Below are 17,529 nucleotides of genomic sequence, written 5' to 3' on the forward strand. Positions count from 1 at the left end.
GCCGCCTGTTATGCATTTCTTCATATTATTTCCTTTCGTTTTATAGTTGTTGAACCGAAGCGATAAAATCTGTCTTATTCCGGAATAGATGAAGTCGGTTGCAGAATATGCCTCTTAACCCGCTTCCAGTTGCGGCAGGCCAACGTTCGGATCCCGGAATCCGACTGGCTGATCAGAATGCCATGCGCTGCTCGTTCACGTTCCAGAACGGTGCGGCGTTCCTTCTCGGTGAGAGTTCCGGGATGAACGACCTCGACAATCACAGGCGTCATCTTCCCGTCGGGAAAACAAACCATGCACCGATGCTCTACCGTTTCCATCCCGTCCGGCCAGATAATACCCCCGGCGCTTTGCACCTCCTCCAGAGAATGCCATTGAAACCCTTCCGATGAATCATGACCATGGCAATCCGGATGACGGCAGTCCGCGCAGCGATACCCCAGCGGTTCTCCGCACAAATCGTCCACCAGAACCTTGTTCCCGACAGTCAATTCTCCCTGTCGGTCCGTTTCCAGAGTCTGGACGATAGAACGGTGCATGGCCCGTTCGACGAGCATCAGTTGATGGCCTCCGCATTGGGGACAGGTGAACTGGATGATACTTTTCATTGCCGGCATCTCGTTTACATTGCCTGTATATCTCCTTTTTACGATTTTAGTCAACATGAAAATCTCACCTCAATCTCAAAAATAGGGATGTTATATAACCGTATTGCCATTCCTGAGCGATAGTGCTACATTCCGAAACATGGCAGGAGTGAACCAGGATGAGCTGAAAATGAACGTCAAGCTGTGGCTCAAAGCCAACAACTTTGACTACGCATGGCTCGCCGAACGATGTTTCGTCACGGAAGCGACCGTCCGCAACTGGATGGCGAAAAAGCCCATTCCCGCCGCCAAGGAACACATCATCCGGGAACTCATCAAGCAGCTCCCGATGACTCTCCCGAGCCGGGTGCAGGTGGAAGAGGAGACGTTGATTACCCTGAAACTCGACCCGGATACCCGCAAGGTTCTTGAGAAAAAAGCCTTCTCCCAGGGCAAGACCCTGAAGGAGTTCCTGGCCGACGAAGTGCCGAGGCTCGGCAATCCCCCGCTTGCTTGATCTGATTGTATGGACGCCTCCGGCTTCGCATTGCCTCCGGGAACTCTGCTGGGCAATTACAAGTTGCTCAAGGTACTGGGCCAGGGAGGGTTCGGCATCACCTACATTGCCTGGGACAGCCAGCTCAGACGCAACATCGTTCTCAAAGAATGTTTCCCTCTGGGGCTATGCAGCCGGGATTCGATTACAGGAGAGATCATCCCGTTGCCTCATACGTCCCGGCAGGCTTACCGGACGGCTATGGATTCACTCCGCAAGGAAGCGCAGACCCTGGCTTCCCTGAACCATGAACGCATCGTCCGGGTCTACGATGTTTTCGAGTCCCATGGCAGCATCTTCTATGTGATGCCGTGGGTGGAAGGCGGTTCGCTGCGGGAGCGCATGGATGAAGCTGCTTCCGGAAAGAGTACGATGACCCCGGAACAAACCGACGAGTGGCTCCTGCTCCTGCTGGATGGGCTGGACTATCTCCATGGCAAGGAGATCTACCATCGTGACATCAAGCCCGGCAACATCCTTTTTGATGAACGGGGACTGCCTGTTTTGATCGACTTCGGGGCGGCGCTCAACAAGCCGGAAGTGACCTGTACGATCACTCAGGGAGAGTTTTCATACACATACGCCTCCCCGGAACAGATCACTGGAAAAGGCGAAATCGGTCCATGGACGGACTTTTATGCGTTGGCCGCTACCTGGTACGAGTTGATGTCGGGAATTTCCGTCGAACCGGCCGACAGGAGGCTGATGCGGGATGATGTCGCCCCGCTCTCAGGCATGGCTCTTTCCCAGCCATGGCCCCGGGAATTGCTGGCATCCATTGACAGGAACCTGCGGCTCAGGCCTGAAGAGCGTTGTCAGACATCCGGACAGTGGAAGGAATGGCTGCAACAGGGAAAGTCCAGAGGATTACGGAAAACGGGAGCTTCCGGAAAATCCGTTTTCTCCGCAGTCACTGTTGCCGTTATCATTCTTGTACTTGCCGGCGTATGGCTATGGCAACAGTCGTCCCGGACTGACGTTCCTTCTTCTGCATCCCATCCGTCCGAACAATGGGCAGCCAAGCCATCTCAAGAATTCAAGGACGCCCTATACAGAAAAATCCGAACCTACTACAAACTGGATGACTATCTTGGCAAGGTTAAGGAATACGAAAGGAAGGTTGAGACGGCGCAACGCCAGTGTCGCAAGGAGATGGATGAATTGAAACAGGAGCTGGAAAAGGAGATTCTTTCCCTTGCGACCTACAATGACGCCATGGATTACCTCGACATCATCGGGAAGAGATATGATACATTGATGAAAAAATGGGGGACAACCTGTGATGAACTGAATAAGGGGTATCTCAACGAAGTCCGACTACCCCTGTCAAATATCACTGATAATGTCATTGCCGCCCATCCGGCTGAAACCAGGGAGGAGGAACTATTGCTTCCTGCCATGGAAGACAGAATTCAGAAAGAATGCAATGATGCTCAACTCGCAGAATTTTTCTGGAAGTTGAATGATGTTATCAGTAAGGACTCCACGGATCAAATGAGCTTCCTGATGAACATAGCCGAGAAACGGGCACAGAAATTACCCGTTTCTCAAGAATGACGATGCGTCAACAAGCCATTGTCAATAATGGGTGACAGAGAATCAAAAAGTGTGGCAACAGAATACTGCTGCTTTCTTCAAAGAAAATACATCACCATATACTGAAGCGTTTAACGGCCTGGAAGTGAAAATTATTTGCGACCCTTCTTGTTCTCCAGCTTTTTGATATCCTGCTCCAGTTCTTTCACATAGTCCTGTTCCGCTTGTTGTTCGTCTGATAATCTGCGACGTTCCTCATAAAGGCGATATTGTTCCCGGACATGTGCTTGAGCCTGCTTCCTTGATCTTTCCCCTTTACCTTTCATTACTCGTCGCCCCATGAGGAGAAGCAGCTCGTTAAGCTTATTTTCCCACTCATGCAGGAATATCTCACGGCGGTTCTTTGCCTGATCTTCCACAAAGTCCAGGCACAAAGAAGTCAAACGATTGAAATCGCTGATTTCTTCCTCTTTAAGATAGTTCTTTGCTACCGTTATATCACTGGCGTGAACCCGATCACCCACCCAGCTGGTCAACCCCATGTTGGGCACTGATGCGTCAGCGCGCATCATCATCAATTCTGCGGCACTATGTCCGGTAATAGCGTAGTGCAGCTTGTTTTGAATCGAGCTGAAAAACTCTGTCGTTTCCTTTCCGGACGGTATATAGTCAGCCGCCATGGCAAAAACATCCTTGATACGCAGGTACATGCGCCGCTCGCTGGCACGAATGTCCCGGATACGTTCGAGCAATTCATCAAAATAGTCCGGCAACGGTGTCGTTCCGGGAATCGGCGGGTTCTTCAAGCGTTCGTCATCAATGGCAAATCCCTTGATCATGTATTCCTTCAGGCGCTGGGTCGCCCATATGCGAAATTGAGTGCCCCGTATGCTATTCACCCGGTAACCAACGGAAATGATCATATCGAGGTTGTAGAAGATAACAGAACGTTTTACTCTCCGTTCCCCTTCGAATCGAACTGTAAAGAAATTCTTTACAGTTCCATCCTCTTGAAGCTCACCTTCTTGCAGGATATTCGCAACATGCTGCCCGATGTTCTGTTTACTTGTCTGGAACAGTTCAGCCATCATCTGCTGAGTCATCCACAACGTCTCATCATGGATGCGAAGATCCAGACGGATTTTGCCATCCGGAGAAGTATACAATAACAACTCTCCGGGAACCGGGGTTTCATCTTCTGTCGGCAGATGGGTCATACCTTGTCTTCTTTTCGATCAATCCATATTGCAACCCGAATAACAGCAGTCATTCTGGAACAACAAGCCCAATGGAGCATAGCAAAACCGCCATGCATGAAAAGCTCAAAGCTCCCATCATCCGACGACTTTCATCAAAAGGAATCGCTCCCATGGGAATATCTCTTGAAATAACTCCAACCGTTCTTTTAGGAAAACGCATAAACATGAAATAGTGGAGATAACACCATTCATGTTGTGGGCTATCTAAAAGAAAGCCCCTCCATGAGAGAGACTTCCTGATGTGGCCAGCCCTACACCTGCCACACATCCTCCGGGAGCGGAGTCAACGATACCCCGTTACCCGGCACAGACATGCTGACCATGCGGACACTTCGGCTCAACCATGAGAAAAGTTCTGTGAACTTCTGATCGTTGACCAGCATGGGCGGGCGTCCCGGGCTGATGCAGGAAAGCTCCGACAGATCAGCGCGGCCGATACCGAAAACGAACACGCTGAGCTTGCGGGCAGCCGTCAGTTCCTTCAATCGTTCCTCCAGCTCCCGGTGCCGGGCGCTGGTAGGCACGCCGTCCGTCATCACGACAAGCCAGGGCTGATAGTATTCCACCCCGTGTGCCCGATAGATACGTTTACGGCTGTCAAGTTCAGTCAGAGCCAGTTCAATGGCTTCGCCAAGGAGCGTTTCATTCTCCTGTGACGCGGTGATTTTGAGCTTTGAGTCTGATTCCCGGATCGGACCGAATTCTTTCACTGTCGTCGTTGTCCGAGCGAATGTGATCACCGCTACATCAGCGGTCAGTTTTGCCAGAGGATCGGCGAGGATGTCGCTAATGAACCGTTGAAGCCCGGTATTGAGTTCGTCTATCCGGGTAACGAGATTGTCTCCCGTGACGATATTCCAGTTGATCCCGTCAGAGTGTTCCTGACGGAGGATGTGTTGGTTGTCACCCCGGACAATGCCGTTCATGCTGCTGCTGGCATCCAGCAGGAAGAGAACGGGAAGCCGGGCGTTGGTGTTATTACTGAATTCTCGCAGGGCGGCGAGCTGTTCCTGTTTGGTGGATTTGTCAATGATGTGGACATGATGATTTGAATTAATGGTTGGTGGTTAATTTCGGGAGGCCTGATTCAACGCACTGCGACGCCTGATGCAGAGCCTGCACAGGGGACGGGTATGAGATTGTCGTAAACGCCGTGCGACATCGTCAGGAGCTTCCCTGAAGAGAATCCCGCAGTCCGTACAGATGTTGGGTGTCATCTGTACCAGCAGACTTCGGGGCGGACAGGGACGGTCGTACAGAAGATCCCGGTACATGGGATGATCCCTTCTGCCTCCCGGCTCCATATCCCTGAGGTATTGCTGCAAACAACGCGCCAGATACCCCAGCGTGACGCGTGGACGCAAATCGCGACGCTGGACACAGGTGAGGTTGTGACCCAGTGCGTCGCGGAGCTTGCGGGGGAGATACGACCAGACATAACGTCCGGGCGTATCGGGCGGGTAAATTCCCGGCGGCGGTTTGTACGAAGCAAACGGGTATGGCAGTACTCCCTTCCTGACGGCTTCCTGCATGTCTTCTCCACTACCTTGCCGAGCGAAGGGAGACAGGCCGAGAGTTAATGTCATGAAGAGCAGAACGGACAGGGCGTAGGCATCGTGGCTTCGGGTACGGAGGAAGTTTCCGTAATTACCGCGAAGCTCCGGTGCCCGGAACCGTTCCGTGCCAACCGAACAGGGATAGTCTTCGATCTGGAAACTATCGGCATCCACCCAGCAGACGGAGCCATCAGTAGAAACCATCACATTACCGGGATGCAGATCACCCAGAACGATACCGTAACGGTGCAACGAGTGGACTGATTCCGACAAGTTCAGACATAGCCTGGTTAGATCGTAACGGTTCCATGAGAGGAATTGTTTCTTCAGTAGCTCCGCATGAAACGCGAAAGCCCCGAGCGGAACACCGTCCACCCGGGGCATCAGTACGCCGACAAAACGCCGTAGTTCGTCGTACAGGATCTCACACGGCCATGCCACGCACGGGGAACGTATGGGGCGGGAACACATCAGCTGAAGCTTCTGATCACGCCAACGCATCCGTTGCGTTGAATGATAGAGCTTCGCTACGAGTGGTGATGCCGATGCTACATGGACAGCAAAGACGGAACCTTCACCGCCTTCTGCAATAGATTCTCCCAGAGCTATTCGTTTCCCCCGACCTGAGAACAGAACATCTCCGGTCGAATACTTCCTGCCATTGCCGCAGAGCGTTTCATCCAGTCGCCTTACCTGATGAGAAAAAGTATAGATAGACATAAATTAACACAATATATTGGTATTGTATCAATTATATATAACCCCCTAGATTTCTGTTTTACAAAGCGGCCATATGGGCCGCCCATTGTGCTATCTTTATGACAGAAACGCCTTGTGGAATAAGGGTAAAAACGCCCTGAAAGTGTACACACTTTGTACACAGATTGGGGCCGTTTGATGAAATTTGCACGAACTCCCCCTGAAACAAGTAACCCCTTCCAAGCTGTTAACTTAAAAGGGGTTATATGGTGCGCCCGAAAGGACTCGAACCTTCACAGAGTTGCCTCCACTAGAACCTGAATCTAGCGCGTCTACCAATTCCGCCACGAGCGCACATGGTTTGGTAAGAACGGGAGTCATTATGCACAGGAGGGGCTCCTTTGCAACCATTTTCGCGTGTATTCGGAAAAATATTTTTACGGACGTCTTTTTCCGTTCCCTTCCATGCCGCCCGGAAAACGATATAAGGGCTTCTCAAATCCTTCCGTATGCAGTAGGCTTCCGACGGCATTCAGAGGACACCATTTTCAGATTTGTGAATGAGAACAGGGAAAAACCGGTTTTAAACCGTTTCGAGATCATGGAACTGGCGTTCGGCATGTGCACGCTGGGCGCCCTGATGTGGCTTCTGTGGCTGAACGGGTTTGACGCTATTCACGAAGACCAGGTTTCCCTGCGCTATTTCCGGGAGATTCTTTCCCTGCTGGTCCTCGGGCAGCTGGCGGGAGTGATCGGGATTCTCCGTGAAAAATGGCTCGCCAAGGCCATCCGGAACCCGCGCTGGGTGGAACTTGGGATGGGGCTTCTCATTCTCGTCATGCTGATCGGGAATTATTCGAATTCCGCCTTTTTTTCCAGGATAGAGCTTCAGAACATTTTCCGTGCGCTGTGCCTTTGCTATGGAGCGGCTCCTCTGCTGAACCTGAAGGAGTATTTTTTCCGCATTGCCCGCAGAAAGAGGGGATTCCGCATGCCGCGCATCCGCCCTGCCCTGCTTTTTCTGATTACGCTGATCGCCTTCATTACGCTGGGGGGGACCCTGCTGATGTCTCCGGGCGCCACGAAGGAGGGCATTTCCCTGTCCCCTACGGATGCCTATTTCATCAGCACCAGCGCCGTGTGCGTGACCGGCCTGGTTCCCCTGAACGTTCACGAGCATTTCACCAATTACGGCCAGACTATTCTTCTGGCCCTGTTCCAGATCGGCGCGTTCGGGATCATGACGTTCACCTATTTTGTGTCCCTAATGGTGGGCCAAGGGTTGACCCTGCGCTCCAAGGTGACCATCAGCAATCTTCTGGACGAGGAGGGCATTACCCAGGTGGACCGGTTCATCAAGAATATTATTGCCGTCACGTTCGGTGTGGAAGCCCTGGGGGCCGTGGCTCTTTATTTTTCCTGGCGCGGCATTCCCGGGCTGGAAGGAGATACGCTGTGGTGGTATGCCGTGTTCCATTCCGTTTCCGGCTTTTGCAACGCAGGGTTCAGCCTGTTTGCCGACAATCTGGCTACGCCGGACGTGGCCTACAACATGGGCGGCCAGATCACCATCATGGTGATGGTGCTGTGCGGCAGCCTGGGCTTTGCCATGTATCTGGAGATTGTCCGCAGGGCCAGGGTGGCCCTGGGCTGGGACCGCCGGGATACGGTCAGCCGCCACTGGTCCACGTACAGCTGGCTGGTGGTGCGCATGACGACGGCACTGGTGCTGGGCGGCGGCCTTGTCCTGTTTCTGATCAAGATGATCGACGGGAGCCTGTTTAATTCGTCCGACCCCTGGTACTGGATTCTCTGGGAGAGCCTGTTCAACGCCACGGCGCGCACCGCTGGGTTCAACATTTCCGACATGGCGCTCAACAGCGTGCCTTATGCCCTGTTTCTTTCCGCCCTCATGTTCATCGGCGGAAATCCCGGTTCCACAACGGGAGGCGTGCACACAACCGCCTTTGCCGTTTCCTGCGGAGAGGTGGCGCGCATCCTGCAAGGGAAACAGGACGTCGTGATGCACAGGCGGCGCATTGCCCGCAGCGTAGTGGAACGCGCCGTCATCACCGTTATCCTGGCCGGGGCGTGGGTGGGCATGATGACGATGGTCATGTGCTTCGCGGAACCGGACCTGTCCCTGGAACGCCTGTTTTTCGAGGTGGTCAGCTCCTTCGCCACGGTCGGCTTTTCCTGGAATGTCACTCCGGAACTCAGTGATTTGGGCAAATGGATCATCGTGTTCAACATGATCGTGGGACGCGTAGGCATGGTCGCCTTCGTGCTGGCTTTCATGAAGCAGCCCTCCAAGTCGCCCATCCGCTATCCGGAAACCAGGCTTCCCCTGAGTTGACGCGCCGTCAAACATCCGTTTACCGTGTCATACACGGATGACAAACGCAGTTCCCTCTTGAAAACACCCGGTTTGCATCAACAATGCCGGACTCTCCGCGCCTGGCCCGGCAAACAGCAATAACGGCAGGCCTTCTTGTTATGAATAATCCTTCCACCGTCTCCTACCGCAAAATCTGGCTCATGTCCTATCCTCTCATGATCAGCCTGATTATTGAACACATGATCGGATTGACGGACGCCGTCTTCCTGGGACGCGTGGGGGACGTGGCCCTGGGCGCCTGCGCCCTCGGCGGGGTGTATTACATGGCCATGTTCATGCTGGCGTTCGGGTTCGGATTCGGGGCTCAAATCATCATTGCGCGCCGCAACGGGGAGCGCAGGTACAACCGCATCGCACCCACAATGATCCAGGGCTGTTATTTCATGCTTGCCCTGGCGCTCCTGCTTTTCTTCGCCTCCCGGTACCTTTCCCCGTCCATCCTGGGCCATGCCATTGAATCTCCGCAGGTGTTCGGAGCTACCATGGAGTACCTGCACTGGCGTACTTACGGCGTTTTCTTCTCCTTCCTGTGCGTGATGTTCCGCTCCTACTACGTGGGGATTACCCAGACGAAGATCCTGACGGTCAATTCCATCGTGATGCTGTTGAGCAACGTCGTGCTGAATTACTGCCTCATTTTCGGCAAGGGCGGATTTCCGGCGATGGGTGTGGCGGGGGCAGCCATAGCCTCCAGCGTGGCGGAAGCCGTTTCCCTGGCCTTTTTCATCATTTACACGGGCATCACGGCGGACAAGAGGAAGTACGGCTTCCGCAAGGCGTTCACGTTCCGCCCCCAGTTGCTGAAGGGTATGCTGTCCATTTCCGGGTGGACGATGGTGCAGTCCTTCATTTCCGTTTCCGTCTGGTTCATTTTCTTCCTGGCGATTGAGCACCTGGGGGAACGCCCCCTGGCTGTCACCAATATCGTGCGCAACATGGCAGCCATGCTTATCATGGTCATGAGTGCATTCGCCACCACGGCGGGGGCTTTGATCAGCAACCAGATCGGCGCCGGAGAACAGCGCTTCCTGTTCAAGACCTGCGGGATGACGCTGAATCTTACCTATGCGCTGCTGATTCCGCTTCTGATTATCCTGTGCCTGTTCCCGGAACCCATTCTCAGGATTTTCACGGACAATCCCTCCCTCATTGCGGCCAGCATTCCTTCCGTTTACGTCATGGCTACTTCCACCTTGATTTCGGCACCCGCCTTCATCCTGTTCAATGCCGTTTCCGGCACGGGAAACACCAGGGCGGGATTCGTGATGGAGATGATCACGCTAGCCGTTTATACGGTCGCCGTTTACTACGGCGTCATCGTGCTCAAGCCGGACGTGGCTCTCTGCTGGTTTTCCGAACATATTTACGGACTCGTCCTCATTTCCCTGACATGGTGGTACCTCAAGAGCGGCAGATGGCGCGGCAAGAAGGTTTGATGGCAACGGCATCCCTTCGCTTCCCGGAAAACGATGAAAGACGGATGCCCCATGTTCAAATGGTTGCAACAAGGCGGCTGGCCCCTGTTTGCTGTCCTTGTGCTTTTGAGCAGCATTTACTTGCCGTACCGGCAGATTCATGATCCGGATTACGATGGCCCCGGAGCGACATGCACCGAGTCACATCCGGATTTAACGTGGTACGAACCGCCGGACGGCCACAGGAATTCCTGGGCCTCCCTGTGTTCCGGAAACCAGGTGACATACGTATTCCGGGCGACAGATAATTCTACCTGTTTATGACGCATCAATGTGTTCATGGATGATTTGGCGACCGAACGCAAGGAGTGGAGTTTGCCGACGGAGACGGTCATTCGACTGTCCTATGACGGTTTTCCGGCCCCTTTAAGGAAGGAGGCCGCTCCGGGAATATTTACACGTTTGGGAACATTGTATTGCAGGCATTGCCGGCATGCACGGGAGTAGTGTTTGTCGGACTCGTGTACATGAGCCTGGCAAAAAAGCCGAGCTGGAAGGGTGCGTTTTCCCAGGTTCTGCTCTATCCGGCGTACATTCCTTGTGGCATTTAGGTGACGGCGTATGATGCCGCCGATCTTGTCCGGAACCATGACGAACATTCCTGGGAGCCACCGTTCCCGGTAGGGAGGACGTTTTTCCGGCAGAGGAAGCAGAGGAAGAACTGCGGGCTTACGGATTCGAATACAAAGGCTCCTGTGAGGGAGTCCGTTATTATGTACGGTACGAATAGCTGCGTTGATGCGGATATGTGCTCGGAACGAGAAGCATCGTGGCCTCCGTCAATGAGGAGGGAGGAAAACATTTGTTTCTGCTCCAGATGCGTTTTTATGACCAGCATCATGATGAATCATCCCGCTTTATCCCTGCTGCACCCAGGAGATTTTGGCAGATCTTTCCGCCACTTTTCCCGCCTGAATAATCGTGAATCCCTCAACGGACTTTTCCCTTCTACGTAAAACAGAGGCCTTCTTTTTATGAATGGCCTTACGGCAGGAGTTTCCGGAAAAGACGCAGCCCAGAATAGCTCTATCCCGCCATTGCAAAATCCCGGCCTATTGCGGATTTTCGCACAAAAAAGCCCCGCGGCCGCAGCCGCGGAGCGAAAATATAAGCAGGAGATTTTTATTCCTCCCCGGTTGCCTCTTCGGCGTCCCGGTCTTCTTCCTGGGAAGCGTTTCTTCCCTGCTGGGAAGCGGCTTTCAGGCTCTGCTTGCGGCGGGATTCCTCCATCATGAAGAATTCGGCGCAACGGAAGGCGCGGCGGGCGGCTTCGCGGGCAGTCTGGTCGTCCATCAGGGCAAGGCCTTCTTCGGAGACTTCAGCCAGGAACATTTTCCACGCACGGGCGGCGACTTTCTTGCCGTCCAAGTTTTTCAGGGACGCCGTATCCTGCATGGCAGGCTGGCGGTCGTCGGCACCGCCGTTGCCTTTTTTGTTGCGGCGGCGGCGCTTGCGCTTGTTGAAAGGAGTGTCGGAGCCTCCTCCCACGGTTTCCGGCTGGGCGAAGGGTTCGTTTCCATGCTGTTCATGGCGTTCCTGCTGGTCCTGATTGCGGTTCGGGCGGTAGGATTCGCGCTTGACCTTGACCGGAGAGCCGGATTCGGGCTGTTTTACCGGTTCGGAAACTGCATTTTTCTCAATCTGGGGAGAAGAGGGGGAGGCGGATTCCTGGGTTTTGGCGGGAGCGGGGGCCGCTTCAGCAGCCGGGGACTCCTTGACAGCCGTCTTTTTGGCGGCTTTCACGGTTTTCGTCCTGGCTGCGGTTTTCGCGGCGGATTTGACCGTTTTGATTTTGGTTTTGGGTGCTTCTACGGAAGCGGCGTCAGCTGGCTTTTCTTCAGCCTTGGCGGCAGTCTTTTTAGCCGGAGCCGCCGCCTTTCTGGCGGCAGTTTTCCGGGTAGCCGGCTTTTGGGCGGCGGACGCTTCCGGAGCACTTGTTTCTGATGGTTTTTTAGCCATAAAATTTCAAGTGAAAGGATGGATTATGAATTAATCCCGGAGATTGTCGAGATTTATCACGGAGACTCATCCGGAAGGAGCGGCAAATCTTTCAGAAGGCTCCTGTATTTCTCCGAGTCAAAAGGACGGCCGCCCACCACCATCTCATTGATGACGACAGCCAGTGCCTGCGCTATCAGTTCCAGCGCTTCCTGCTCCTCCAGCTTTTCCTTTCCCGTAAGCCGTTCCAGGCAGCCTTTGACATACGCCGTTTCCGGTGCAGAGAGCTGCTCCCGTACGGCGGGCAGCAGGTCTTCAATCATTTCATCCGGTATTTCCATCGTTCCCGCTTCCGGTGCGTTGTTACATGGCGCCCATGCGGCTGCGGATGACGGACTGGAGTTCCGTTTCAAATTCGCGCAGGTCATCCGCCGTGGGTTCTCCCAGCGTGGCGTCCCAGTTGATGCGGCCCGTCCGGTCAATGTCCCATACGCCCTGGGCGCCGCTCTTGAACAGTACCTTGCCCGCTATCAGGGCATGGGGCGGCGTCACCTCATCCACGCTCACCTGGGTTTTGCCCAGCAGGGGAGAAGGAGCCGGGGCGGCTTCCATTCCGGATTGTTCCGGCTGGGGGGCGGGTTCCGGCTGCCTGAGGTGGATGTCCAAGTCCTGAAGCAGGAAACGGGTATCCATGAATGTAAGCTTCAGCCCCAGTTTTTCATGCAGATTTTTCTGAATGGCGTTCAGGTCAAGGCCTTCTTCCGCCCAGTCCCTGATGGACTGGACCTGTTCCGGAGATAATTGATCAGGGTTAATCATGATATGTGTTTGAGTCAGGATAATGCTTTTTTGTTCGCGGCCAGCCATGCATTCCAGCATGGAATGAATGCGGGTGAAAAGTCCTGCGGGCGGCGTTCCACCCATGCCTGGATTTGCTCCGGGGTGAACCATTGCACGCTGTCCACTTCCGCGGCGGGGAAGCGCACCCTGCCCGTATAGCGGCCTTCATAGAGAGCGACGAATTCCCAGCCGTTGTTTTCTCCGGCGTCAAAGTCCGCAATTCGCCGCAATTCGCAGCCGGTCACGCCCAGTTCCTCTTCCAGTTCCCGGACGGCCGCTTGATCATAATCTTCTCCGGCGTCCAGATGCCCGGCGGCGGAAGAGTCCCACCTGCCCGGCTGCCTGTCCTTCCACATGGACCTTTTCTGGAGCAGCACGGCTCCATGCTTGTTTACCAGGAACATGTGCACGGCACGGTGGCGCAGGTCCATTTCATGAATTTCCCGGCGCGTTCCCGTTCCGCTCATCTGGTTGAGTTCGTCCACCACGTCGAACAGTTCGTCTCCGCTCTGCGCCACGTCCTTGAGAGGGTTGGAGTCATAAGCCCGCGCCAGGTCCACCCATTGCGCCAGATTCAGTTCCTCCGGCCTGGCGGACGGAGATATTCCCAGAGAAGCGGCTACTTCGTCCCACGGAGGGGAAGGCGGAAGCTGCTTTTTCAATTGTTTGCGCCTCTGGGAAAAGGCTTTCCTCATCAGCTCGTCCATCAGGCGGTCGTCATACGGCGGCAATTCGCGCACCGGACGGGGCGTCAGGAGCATGACGGTGGAGTCAATCCGGGGGCGGGGATGGAACGCTTCCGGCGGAATGGTCTTGAGAGCGCGGGGAATCCAGTTTTTCTGGATGCGCAGGGAAAGGAGACCGAAGGCGTCGTCCTCCGGAGTTGCCAGAATGCGGTCGATGAATTCCTTCTGGAGCATCACGACGGCCCGTTCCACGGGACTGGGCCGGGAGAGAAAGTTTTGCAGAATGGCCCCTCCGGCGGAATACGGCAGGTTACCCAGGAATTTGACAGGAGCTTCCGCAAAGAGTCCGCGGGGGTCCCAGGAAGCGCCGTCCGCGTGGTGCACCTCCACATGGGGATCTCCGGCCCAGCGGTTTTTCTGGTATTCCGCCAGGCGGGCGTCAAATTCCACCAGGACCATCCTGCGGCAGAGCGGTGCGGCGTGTTCGGTCAGGGCCCCGGTTCCCGGTCCCACTTCCACCACACAGTCTTCCGGCTGGATTTCCAGCTGGTCCACAATCCAGCGGGCCACGTTTTCGTCCGTCAGGAAGTTCTGCCCGAGCGATTTGCTGGGGCGCACGTCGTGTTCTTCCAGAACATTCCTGATCTCAACCGGCTTCATGCGGCAATGTTCTCAAAAACATACATCCGGGACCAGTAAAAAGCGGGGCAGTTTCCGGCATGAAAAGGGGCCTTCCGGAAAACAGCGGAATATCAAGGAAAAAAGCTGGTCCGCATTTTGGCATATGGGTTATACTGCCTCCATGCACGCATCCTTTCTAGTCGTGGGAGCCGGGCTGGCCGGATTGACCGCCGCAGAGCAGATCGCCGCCCGGCTGGGGAAGGATTGCCTGGTCATCGACCGCCGGGACCACATCGGCGGCAATTGCCACGACATGCAGGACGAACACGGAGTGCTGGTCCACCCCTACGGCCCCCATTATTTCAGGACGGACAGCGAACGCGTCGTCAACTACCTGAGCCGTTTCACGGACTGGCATCCCGTCCGCTACAGAGTGCAAAGCTGCACGAAGGGCCGTTACTGGTCCTTCCCCGTCAATTTGCGCACTTTTGAACAACTGATGGGCCGCGAATGCACGGAGGAGGAGTTCCGCGCATGGCTGGACCGGGAGCGGACGCCGGAAGACGGGCCGCCCGCCAATTCGGAGGAACTCATGCTCCGTACCGCGGGAAAGACCCTGTACCGCCTGTTTTTTGCTCCCTACACGCTCAAGCAGTGGGGCGTTTCCGCCACGGAGCTGGCCCCTTCCGTCTGCGGACGCATTCCAATCCGCACCAACAGGGATGATTCCTACCTGAAAGAGTCTTTCCAGGCCCTGCCCCGGGACGGGTATGCCGCCATGTTCCGGCGCATGTCCTCCTCCCCCCTGATCAGGATTCTCACTTCCACCTCCTTTGAAGAAGTGAAGAAGCGCATCACCTGGGACCATCTCATCTATACCGGCCCGCTGGACGCCTATTTCCATTATTCCCTGGGCCACCTTCCCTACCGCAGCCTCCGGTTCGAGAGGGAGCATTTCTCCGCAGACCAATTGGAGGAACGTCTTCCCGTCTCCGGCAAGGAAGGCTTCTGGCAGCCGGAAATGCAGGTGAATTACCCGGACCCGGCCGTTCCTTGGACCAGAATCGTGGAACTCAAGCACGCCACGGGCCAGCAGGTGGAAGGGAGCACCGTCATCCGGGAATATCCGGATGCCTGGACGCCTGAAAAAGAACCTTATTATCCGATCCCTTCCGGGGTTTCGGAACAATTGGCGGAGGCATATCGCAAATTGACAAAACGGGAGAAACATGTCACTTTTATCGGGCGTCTGGCACAATACCGTTACCTGAATATGGACCAGGTGGTTCTTCAGGCCCTGGAATGTGCGGACGCCCTGGCCGGAGGCAGGGACAACCCGGCTTAACAGCATTGATAAGATCATGAAAGTACTTGTAACCGGCGGCGCCGGATATATTGGCTCCCACACGGTACGCCAGCTCGTGAAGACGGGCGCTGACGTAACCGTCCTGGACAACATGGTATATGGACATATCGGAGCCATCGTGGATCCGGAAGTGAAGCTGGTCAAAGGGGACCTGGGCGATGCTTCCGTGGTGTATCCGCTCCTGATGGCAGGCAATTTTGATGCCGTGATCCACTTCGCCGCCTACATCAACGTGGGAGAGTCCGTCCAGAATCCGCTCAAGTACTATATGAACAATATCGCGCGCCCGCTCGTCCTTCTGGGCGCCATGCAGGCGGCCGGCGTCAAGCGCTTCGTCTTTTCCTCCACCTGCGCCACGTACGGGGTTCCCACCCAGATTCCGATTCCGGAAACGGAGAAGCAGGACCCCATCAATCCCTACGGAAGCTCCAAGTACATGCTGGAAAAGGTATGCAAGGATTGCGACCGCGCCTGGGGCCTCAAGAGCGTTTTCCTTCGCTATTTCAACGCCTCCGGATGCAGCGTGGACGGCCTCATCGGGGAAGACCACGAACCGGAAACCCACCTCATTCCCAACATCCTGCTGACGCTGACCGGGGAGAAGGAATACATTGAAGTTTTCGGAACGGATTACGATACCCCGGACGGTACCTGCATCCGGGACTACATCCACGTGGACGATCTGGCGGACGCCCACCTGAAAGCCGTAGACTACCTGATGAAGGGGGGCTCTACGGAGTGTTTCAACCTGGGCACCGGCCTGGGGCTTTCCGTCCGGGAAATTCTGGAAACCGCTGAAAAAGTCACCGGGAAGAAGATTCCCGTCCGCTACGGCCCCCGCCGGGAAGGAGATCCGCCCCGCCTGATCGCCAATCCTGCAAAAGCCAAGGAAATCCTCGGCTGGGAAGCCCAGTGCAAGGACGCGAACAAAATCGTGGAAACGGCCTGGAAGTGGATGACCGGTCCGCGCGGCGGCCATTATTGATTTAATTCTCAGTGGATATCATTCTTTTCTCTCCCCGCCATGGACTTCATGGCGGGGATTTTTTGTTTGCCGCCACCGGGGAAAAACCATTATCCTTACGGAAAATGCCCGAAGAAGGGATTTCATATGAGCCTGCACATGGGAAGCACTGAAAACGCGCTAAAGGAACTGGAAAGGCAGCGCAGCAGGGAGATGTGGAAGGCAGCGCTGGGCGCTTTCCTCGTCATGGCGTTCATCTATGTCGTCATTCCCGTGATACTCATCATTTGTTTCGGCGACCTCAAAAACCCGTGAATAACGGCGCCTGCAGATATTCCGGATGAAAAACGCCCGATGATTCATACGCAGGGCCGTCCTGCGAAATGCAGCCATTCGGAATAACCGCAGCACCGGAAAGGCGGAAAAGCTTTCTCCGGGAAGAAGCCGGGAAGCGCAATGCATTTATTACAAGGAAGCTTTTCATGCACATCTGGTCATCATGCGAACCATGACAAAACCAGGCTTTTTAAGCTCGGCCCCGGCGGGGGATATTCGCTATACTTCGGGCGAATAGTTTTCCACTGAATGAGCCTCCACATTGAAAGTACCGACGAAGCCCTCGAGGAACTGAAAAAGCAGCGCACCAAGACCCTGGCTGCCGCCATTTCCGTTTCCTTTCTCGGCGTCGCCCTGATGGGCCTTTTGCTCTACCTGGTGCACATCATCGCCGCCATTCCGGAAGATCCCCCCATGGTCGCCTACGCCACCCAGGAAGGCGACAATCCGGACATCGACACTCCGGAGGTTACCCAGACCACCCAGCGGCCCAGCAGTTCCTCCGCCGCGGCCCAGGTGAAGGTCATTGCCGCCGTAGCTTCCGCGGACGTGGCCGTGGTGAATCCGGATATTGACGTAGAAATCCCCACCGAGGAACTTTCCACGGGCATCGACATCGGCGACGGTTTCGGCATCGGGACCGGAGACGGAGACGGAGGGGGCATTCCCGGCATCGTGTCCAAGCGGTGCGACCTGAACGACCGCATGAAGC

17 protein-coding genes, 1 tRNA gene and 1 pseudogene are annotated in these 17,529 nt (G+C 55.2%); 9 read left to right on the forward strand and 10 right to left on the reverse strand.

What is annotated here, in order from left to right; all coding sequences use genetic code 11:
• Nucleotides 1-74: 74 nt before the first annotated feature.
• Nucleotides 75-665, reverse strand: a complete 591-nt coding sequence (locus tag HMPREF3039_RS07160) for a hypothetical protein (RefSeq protein ID WP_067570281.1) — start codon at nucleotides 663-665, stop codon at nucleotides 75-77.
• Nucleotides 666-747: 82 nt separating this feature from the next.
• On the opposite strand from HMPREF3039_RS07160, the gene HMPREF3039_RS07165 reads away from it, so the two are divergent.
• Together HMPREF3039_RS07165 and HMPREF3039_RS07170 are read left to right on the forward strand one after the other, a co-directional pair.
• Nucleotides 748-1,104, forward strand: a complete 357-nt coding sequence (locus tag HMPREF3039_RS07165) for a hypothetical protein (protein WP_067570283.1) — start codon at nucleotides 748-750, stop codon at nucleotides 1,102-1,104.
• A 9-nt stretch (nucleotides 1,105-1,113) separates the two neighbouring features.
• Nucleotides 1,114-2,700, forward strand: a complete 1,587-nt coding sequence (locus HMPREF3039_RS07170) for a serine/threonine protein kinase (RefSeq protein ID WP_067570285.1) — start codon at nucleotides 1,114-1,116, stop codon at nucleotides 2,698-2,700.
• Nucleotides 2,701-2,831: 131 nt separating this feature from the next.
• On the opposite strand, the gene rhuM is transcribed toward HMPREF3039_RS07170, so the two are convergent.
• Entirely contained in the window at nucleotides 2,832-3,896 is a 1,065-nt protein-coding gene (gene rhuM, locus HMPREF3039_RS07175) for a RhuM family protein (RefSeq protein WP_067570288.1), read from the reverse strand.
• 293 nt (nucleotides 3,897-4,189) lie between these two features.
• Nucleotides 4,190-4,864, reverse strand: coding sequence for a vWA domain-containing protein (locus HMPREF3039_RS07180; RefSeq protein ID WP_067952030.1), 675 nt, complete (start codon nucleotides 4,862-4,864; stop codon nucleotides 4,190-4,192).
• On the opposite strand from HMPREF3039_RS07180, the gene HMPREF3039_RS13760 reads away from it, so the two are divergent.
• Nucleotides 4,832-4,990: a hypothetical protein gene (locus HMPREF3039_RS13760; RefSeq protein WP_156469855.1), complete on the forward strand. Its 159-nt coding sequence runs from the start codon at nucleotides 4,832-4,834 to the stop codon at nucleotides 4,988-4,990. The two genes, HMPREF3039_RS07180 and HMPREF3039_RS13760, sit on opposite strands and share 33 nt — an antisense overlap.
• Nucleotides 4,991-5,005: 15 nt before the next feature.
• Here HMPREF3039_RS13760 and HMPREF3039_RS07185 read toward each other — a convergent pair whose 3' ends face one another.
• Both HMPREF3039_RS07185 and HMPREF3039_RS07190 read right to left on the reverse strand, forming a co-directional pair.
• A complete protein-coding gene (locus tag HMPREF3039_RS07185) occupies nucleotides 5,006-6,214 on the reverse strand; it encodes a protein kinase domain-containing protein (protein ID WP_082770158.1) in 1,209 nt (402 codons plus the stop codon).
• A gap of 246 nt (nucleotides 6,215-6,460) precedes the next feature.
• Nucleotides 6,461-6,547: transfer RNA gene (locus tag HMPREF3039_RS07190), tRNA-Leu, on the reverse strand.
• A gap of 202 nt (nucleotides 6,548-6,749) precedes the next feature.
• Between HMPREF3039_RS07190 and HMPREF3039_RS07195 the strand changes: the two genes are divergently transcribed.
• Together HMPREF3039_RS07195 and HMPREF3039_RS07200 are read left to right on the forward strand one after the other, a co-directional pair.
• On the forward strand, nucleotides 6,750-8,549 hold the full coding sequence (locus tag HMPREF3039_RS07195; protein WP_067570292.1) for a TrkH family potassium uptake protein: 1,800 nt from the start codon (nucleotides 6,750-6,752) through the stop codon (nucleotides 8,547-8,549).
• 140 nt (nucleotides 8,550-8,689) lie between these two features.
• Nucleotides 8,690-10,027: an MATE family efflux transporter gene (locus HMPREF3039_RS07200; protein ID WP_067570294.1), complete on the forward strand. Its 1,338-nt coding sequence runs from the start codon at nucleotides 8,690-8,692 to the stop codon at nucleotides 10,025-10,027.
• Between the two features lie 1,161 nt (nucleotides 10,028-11,188).
• Here the strand turns inward: HMPREF3039_RS07200 and HMPREF3039_RS07210 are convergent.
• From HMPREF3039_RS07210 to rsmA, 4 genes are read right to left on the reverse strand one after another with little or no spacing between them, the layout of a single operon-like run.
• The gene (locus HMPREF3039_RS07210; protein WP_067570296.1) at nucleotides 11,189-12,025 is read right to left on the reverse strand and encodes a hypothetical protein; all 837 of its coding nucleotides are present in this window, start codon (nucleotides 12,023-12,025) and stop codon (nucleotides 11,189-11,191) included.
• 56 nt (nucleotides 12,026-12,081) lie between these two features.
• The gene (locus HMPREF3039_RS07215) at nucleotides 12,082-12,345 is read right to left on the reverse strand and encodes a hypothetical protein (protein WP_067570298.1); all 264 of its coding nucleotides are present in this window, start codon (nucleotides 12,343-12,345) and stop codon (nucleotides 12,082-12,084) included.
• A 22-nt stretch (nucleotides 12,346-12,367) separates the two neighbouring features.
• On the reverse strand, nucleotides 12,368-12,823 hold the full coding sequence (locus tag HMPREF3039_RS07220) for a hypothetical protein (protein WP_067982321.1): 456 nt from the start codon (nucleotides 12,821-12,823) through the stop codon (nucleotides 12,368-12,370).
• A 14-nt stretch (nucleotides 12,824-12,837) separates the two neighbouring features.
• Complete coding sequence (gene rsmA, locus HMPREF3039_RS07225) at nucleotides 12,838-14,190, reverse strand: 16S rRNA (adenine(1518)-N(6)/adenine(1519)-N(6))-dimethyltransferase RsmA (protein WP_067570302.1); 1,353 nt, start codon at nucleotides 14,188-14,190, stop codon at nucleotides 12,838-12,840.
• 124 nt (nucleotides 14,191-14,314) lie between these two features.
• Between rsmA and HMPREF3039_RS07230 the strand changes: the two genes are divergently transcribed.
• The 3 genes from HMPREF3039_RS07230 (at nucleotide 14,315) to HMPREF3039_RS13765 (ending at nucleotide 16,796) form a co-directional block, all read left to right on the forward strand.
• A complete protein-coding gene (locus tag HMPREF3039_RS07230) occupies nucleotides 14,315-15,496 on the forward strand; it encodes a UDP-galactopyranose/dTDP-fucopyranose mutase family protein (RefSeq protein ID WP_231863872.1) in 1,182 nt (393 codons plus the stop codon).
• Between the two features lie 16 nt (nucleotides 15,497-15,512).
• Nucleotides 15,513-16,502 carry a UDP-glucose 4-epimerase GalE gene (galE, locus tag HMPREF3039_RS07235; RefSeq protein ID WP_067570304.1) on the forward strand — a complete coding sequence of 330 codons (990 nt, stop codon included), beginning with the start codon at nucleotides 15,513-15,515 and terminating at the stop codon, nucleotides 16,500-16,502.
• A 138-nt stretch (nucleotides 16,503-16,640) separates the two neighbouring features.
• Nucleotides 16,641-16,796: a hypothetical protein gene (locus HMPREF3039_RS13765; protein WP_156469856.1), complete on the forward strand. Its 156-nt coding sequence runs from the start codon at nucleotides 16,641-16,643 to the stop codon at nucleotides 16,794-16,796.
• On the opposite strand, the gene HMPREF3039_RS13770 is transcribed toward HMPREF3039_RS13765, so the two are convergent.
• Nucleotides 16,783-16,965, reverse strand: a complete 183-nt coding sequence (locus tag HMPREF3039_RS13770; RefSeq protein WP_147549830.1) for a hypothetical protein — start codon at nucleotides 16,963-16,965, stop codon at nucleotides 16,783-16,785. The genes HMPREF3039_RS13765 and HMPREF3039_RS13770 overlap by 14 nt on opposite strands.
• Nucleotides 16,966-17,066: 101 nt before the next feature.
• Between HMPREF3039_RS13770 and HMPREF3039_RS07245 the strand changes: the two are divergent.
• Nucleotides 17,067-17,529: pseudogene (locus HMPREF3039_RS07245) on the forward strand (hypothetical protein); the annotation flags it as partial.

It is taken from the genome of Akkermansia sp. KLE1798 (assembly GCF_001580195.1).
Lineage (GTDB): Bacteria > Verrucomicrobiota > Verrucomicrobiia > Verrucomicrobiales > Akkermansiaceae > Akkermansia > Akkermansia biwaensis.

Bases quoted from the DNA above. Each gene is read 5' to 3' on its own strand.
- HMPREF3039_RS07160 (WP_067570281.1), bottom strand. From the start codon at position 665: ATGTTGACTAAAATCGTAAAAAGGAGATATACAGGCAATGTAAACGAG.
- HMPREF3039_RS07165 (WP_067570283.1), top strand. From the start codon at position 748: ATGGCAGGAGTGAACCAGGATGAGCTGAAAATGAACGTCAAGCTGTGG.
- HMPREF3039_RS07170 (WP_067570285.1), top strand. From the start codon at position 1,114: ATGGACGCCTCCGGCTTCGCATTGCCTCCGGGAACTCTGCTGGGCAAT.
- rhuM (WP_067570288.1), bottom strand. From the start codon at position 3,896: ATGACCCATCTGCCGACAGAAGATGAAACCCCGGTTCCCGGAGAGTTG.
- HMPREF3039_RS07180 (WP_067952030.1), bottom strand. From the start codon at position 4,864: ATGAACGGCATTGTCCGGGGTGACAACCAACACATCCTCCGTCAGGAA.
- HMPREF3039_RS07185 (WP_082770158.1), bottom strand. From the start codon at position 6,214: ATGTCTATCTATACTTTTTCTCATCAGGTAAGGCGACTGGATGAAACG.
- HMPREF3039_RS07200 (WP_067570294.1), top strand. From the start codon at position 8,690: ATGAATAATCCTTCCACCGTCTCCTACCGCAAAATCTGGCTCATGTCC.
- HMPREF3039_RS07210 (WP_067570296.1), bottom strand. From the start codon at position 12,025: ATGGCTAAAAAACCATCAGAAACAAGTGCTCCGGAAGCGTCCGCCGCC.
- HMPREF3039_RS07215 (WP_067570298.1), bottom strand. From the start codon at position 12,345: ATGGAAATACCGGATGAAATGATTGAAGACCTGCTGCCCGCCGTACGG.
- HMPREF3039_RS07220 (WP_067982321.1), bottom strand. From the start codon at position 12,823: ATGATTAACCCTGATCAATTATCTCCGGAACAGGTCCAGTCCATCAGG.
- rsmA (WP_067570302.1), bottom strand. From the start codon at position 14,190: ATGAAGCCGGTTGAGATCAGGAATGTTCTGGAAGAACACGACGTGCGC.
- HMPREF3039_RS07230 (WP_231863872.1), top strand. From the start codon at position 14,315: ATGGGTTATACTGCCTCCATGCACGCATCCTTTCTAGTCGTGGGAGCC.
- galE (WP_067570304.1), top strand. From the start codon at position 15,513: ATGAAAGTACTTGTAACCGGCGGCGCCGGATATATTGGCTCCCACACG.
- HMPREF3039_RS13765 (WP_156469856.1), top strand. From the start codon at position 16,641: ATGGGAAGCACTGAAAACGCGCTAAAGGAACTGGAAAGGCAGCGCAGC.
- HMPREF3039_RS13770 (WP_147549830.1), bottom strand. From the start codon at position 16,965: ATGAAAAGCTTCCTTGTAATAAATGCATTGCGCTTCCCGGCTTCTTCC.